The sequence below is a fragment of the Shewanella sp. 11B5 genome (genome assembly GCF_002836795.1).
Lineage (GTDB): Bacteria > Pseudomonadota > Gammaproteobacteria > Enterobacterales > Shewanellaceae > Shewanella > Shewanella frigidimarina.
Window position 1 is genome coordinate 1 of sequence record NZ_PJAP01000598.1, and the last position, 3,925, is coordinate 3,925.

Below are 3,925 nucleotides of genomic sequence, written 5' to 3' on the forward strand. Positions count from 1 at the left end.
ATTCCCTGAAGCCTCTTTTTCATCAACATCAATTGTTGATAAAGGAAATAACCAGTTTGTAATTAATGGTGACTTTACTTTAAATGGTGTGACAAAGCCGTTAAGCATTGATGCCGTTGCTATTGGTGAAGGTAAAGATCCATGGGGTGGATACCGTGCAGGCTTTAGTGGCAAAACCACTTTTGCAATGAAAGATTTTGGTGTCAAAATGGATTTAGGTCCAGCTTCTGCAAACGTTGAATTAGCATTAGTCGTGGAAGGCGTTAAACAATAATATGTTGGATTCGTGATTAACAACTAAAAACAAAGCCGCTAAGTTAAGCGGCTTTGTTGTTTAATACAGTTATTGATTATGTTGTTACGTTATTCATCTTCAGCTGGAGGAACATAGCCTTCGATTTCAACGTCTTTACCTTCAAATAAAAAATTAGTCATTTGCTCTTCAAGAAACTTGCGGTCATCAACATTCATCATATTGAGCTTTTTCTCATTAATGAGCATTGTTTGTTTCTTTTGCCATAAGCCCCAAGCTTCTTTACCGATATTGTCAAAAATGCGCTTACCTAATTCGCCTGGGTAAAGCTGAAAATCTAAGCCGTCAGCTGATTTGTTTAGGTGTTGACAGTGAACTGTGCGAGCCATGATGATTCCTTACTAACTTTAATTACATTAAAAACTAATGTGTCGCGAAAAGTACGGCTAAATTAGCCAAAATACGTTCTGTAGCGGCTGCCAACCCGACTTTCGCAGGTTGCTCTATGTTATACCAGAGAGCCGAGGTTTGTTCCATGATGCCTGTTGCTTGATCGACAGATAGTTCAACTAGCACTGGTTGAATATCAAGGTGGAAATGACTAAATGTATGCCTAAACCCTGCAAGCCCTTGCTCTGATTCTGTCAAATTATGCAGCGTTAAATAATCATCTAATTCTGCTTGATGTTCAAATTGTGGAAAACACCATAATCCCCCCCATATACCAGCAGGTGGACGCTGAATAAGCTGAACTTTTACTGAATCTTCGCTGTTATCGACTAAAACCACCATAAACGCTGATTTTTCTGGCGTTACTTTTTTAGGTTTTTTACCAGGATATAAACTTTGATGACCTGTCTGTTGAGCCACACAATCAATTGCTACAGGGCAGGCAGCACAATTAGGTTTACTGCGGGTACAAACACTTGAACCAATATCCATCATAGCTTGGTTAAATTTTTCAACGTTTTTGGCTGGTGTTAACGCATCGGTTAATTGCCACAATTGTTGTTCAACGTGCTTTTGTCCCGGCCAACCTTCAATAGCACCATGTCGTGCCAAAACTCGTTTTACATTACCGTCTAAAATTGAGTGGTGTTGACCGAGCGATAAGGATAACACTGCGCCAGCAGTCGATTTACCTATTCCAGATAACGCAACCACATCATCAAACTGTGTGGGGAATTGTCCATTTAAAGCATCACGAATATGCTGAGCCGCTTTATGTAGATTACGCGCTCTAGCGTAATAACCTAGGCCAGTCCATAAATGTAGCACTTCATCTTGATGAGCATTAGCAAGATCTATAACGCTAGGGAAACGCGCCATAAACTTTTCATAATAAGGAATAACCGTCGCGACTTGAGTTTGCTGGAGCATGATCTCCGACACCCAAACTCGATAAGGTGTTTTATTGATCTGCCATGGCAGCGATTTACGACCATGAAGGTCATACCAAGCGATGATACGCTCAGAAAATGGAGTCAAATTTTTCATGGGCGCAGTGTAGCTATAGCCATTTTATTACACAAGTGGCCCTGCTATTTAAAATCACACGTTTGCACTAAATTAGCGTAAACATGTGCAATGAGTTTAGGTATAATGCCCAACTGAGTTTAAAAACGATCTATTACAGATAGCAATGCGTAATGTGCTGTTAAATAGTGTTGGAATAATATTTTGGCACTGTTTTAGTTAATTATTAGTTATAACAGCACAATAAAGTACGCAGACAATGAGGCAAAGATGAGCGACGTTACCACAGCTGAATTTAACGAAGACGGTAAGTATATTCGTAAAATCAGAAGTTTTGTTTTACGCGAAGGCCGTTTAACCAAAGGTCAATCTCAAGCAATTGAAGCACATTGGCCAGCAATGGGACTTGATTATACTCCACAAGCGTTGGAGTTAACTCAAGTGTTTGGTCGCGATGCTGATACCGTATTAGAAATCGGTTTTGGTATGGGTGCATCATTAGTGCAAATGGCAAAAGCTGCCCCAGAACAAAACTTTATTGGCATAGAAGTGCATAAGCCAGGTATTGGTACGTGTCTTTCTGAGGCTGGTGCTGCTGAAGTGACTAACTTACGTGTATATCATCACGATGCAATGGAAGTGCTAGAGCACAGCATTGTTGATGGTTCACTTGAGCGCGTACAATTGTTTTTCCCTGATCCATGGCATAAAAAACGTCATCATAAGCGCCGGATTGTGCAAGCCGAGTTTGTACAACTTATCCGCCGTAAGCTTAAAATTGGTGGTGTGTTTCACATGGCAACCGATTGGGAGAATTACAGCGAGCATATGTTAGAAATAATGAATGCCGCAGAAGGTTATAAAAATCAATCAACAACTGGTACAGTTGTCGAACGTCCAGAGCATCGTCCACTGACCAAGTTTGAGGCAAGAGGCCACAGACTCGGTCACGGCGTATGGGATATCATGTTTGAGCGTACTGCTTAATCACAACTACACTTTCAGCAATCGGAGAATACACCATGGCGCAAAATCGTAGTCGTCGTTTACGTAAAAAATTACGAGTTGATGAGTTTCAAGAATTAGGCTTTGAAATCAACTGGACTTTTGATGAGTCTGTTTCTGAGGCAGATATTGATAACTTAGTTGATCAATTTCTTGTTGAAGTCATTGAACCTCGTCAATTAGGTTTCCACGGTGGTGGACACAAGCAATGGGAAGGTATTATTGCTACCCAAGCTATCGGTAAATGTACTTATGAAGATACCGCTGCAGTGAATGCATTCTGGAAAGACAAGCCTGTATCTAACCTCGAAGTCAGTGATTTGTACGATATCTGGTGGGGTTAAGCTAAATTGCCTGAGCAATTATTACTTCAAGAAGCTGTCGATAAAGTAAGATCGCTATTGGGTAAAGGCAAGGTTGCAGGATATATTCCTGCTCTTGCCTGCGTTGACCCTAATAAAATAGGGATTGCAGTTACCACTGTTGACGGTCAAACAATTGGTGCGGGTGATTACCTCGAACCGTTTTCAATTCAAAGTATTTCAAAAGTCTTTAGCCTTACCCTGGCACTTAATTTATATACCGAAGATGAAATTTGGAGTCGTGTGGGTAAAGAACCCTCAGGACATTCATTTAACTCGCTGGTACAGGTCGAATTAGAGCGTGGTAAACCTCGAAACCCTTTTATTAATGCAGGTGCACTTGTCATTGCCGACTTGTTGCAAGCTCGTTTAGGGGCGCCTAAACATCGAATGCTCGAAGTGGTACGTCAATTGAGTCAAAACCCAACATTATCTTACGATAAAGTCGTGGCGGATTCTGAGTTCCAGTTCAGTGCTCGTAATGCATCTATTGCCTATTTAATGAAGTCATTTGGTAATTTTGAGGGCGACGTCAATACCGTGCTTAAAAGCTATTTTCATTACTGTGCATTAAGAATGAATTGCGCTGATTTATCCCGTGCGATGTTCTATTTGGCTAACCGCGGTAAAACGCTTGATGGTGACAGCTTAGTGTCACCAGTGCAAACTAGGCAACTCAATGCTTTACTCGCGACATCTGGATTATACGATGGCGCAGGAGAGTTTGCTTATCGAGTGGGAATGCCAGGTAAAAGTGGCGTGGGTGGAGGCATTATTGCCGTAATCCCTGGTGATATGTCTATTTGTGTATGGTCTCCTGAATTAGATA

General features: G+C 41.2%; 6 protein-coding genes. 4 read left to right on the forward strand and 2 right to left on the reverse strand.

Annotated features, from left to right (window positions below; genetic code table 11):
* Positions 1-274, forward strand: a 274-nt coding sequence (locus tag CXF78_RS13880) for a YceI family protein (protein WP_180957146.1), incomplete at its 5' end; no start/stop codon positions are given.
* An 89-nt stretch (positions 275-363) separates the two neighbouring features.
* Here CXF78_RS13880 and CXF78_RS13885 read toward each other — a convergent pair.
* Together CXF78_RS13885 and mutY are read right to left on the reverse strand one after the other, a co-directional pair.
* Positions 364-642 carry an oxidative damage protection protein gene (locus tag CXF78_RS13885; protein WP_011638322.1) on the reverse strand — a complete coding sequence of 93 codons (279 nt, stop codon included), beginning with the start codon at positions 640-642 and terminating at the stop codon, positions 364-366.
* Between the two features lie 34 nt (positions 643-676).
* The gene (gene mutY, locus CXF78_RS13890; protein ID WP_102037132.1) at positions 677-1,750 is read right to left on the reverse strand and encodes an A/G-specific adenine glycosylase; all 1,074 of its coding nucleotides are present in this window, start codon (positions 1,748-1,750) and stop codon (positions 677-679) included.
* 249 nt (positions 1,751-1,999) lie between these two features.
* On the opposite strand from mutY, the gene trmB reads away from it, so the two are divergent.
* From trmB to glsB, 3 genes are all read left to right on the forward strand, one after another.
* Positions 2,000-2,716 carry a tRNA (guanosine(46)-N7)-methyltransferase TrmB gene (gene trmB / locus CXF78_RS13895; protein ID WP_011638320.1) on the forward strand — a complete coding sequence of 239 codons (717 nt, stop codon included), beginning with the start codon at positions 2,000-2,002 and terminating at the stop codon, positions 2,714-2,716.
* 35 nt (positions 2,717-2,751) lie between these two features.
* Positions 2,752-3,078, forward strand: a complete 327-nt coding sequence (locus CXF78_RS13900) for a 50S ribosome-binding protein YggL (protein ID WP_102037133.1) — start codon at positions 2,752-2,754, stop codon at positions 3,076-3,078.
* Positions 3,079-3,084: 6 nt separating this feature from the next.
* On the forward strand, positions 3,085-3,925 hold an 841-nt coding region (gene glsB, locus CXF78_RS13905), incomplete at its 3' end, for a glutaminase B (protein ID WP_102037134.1).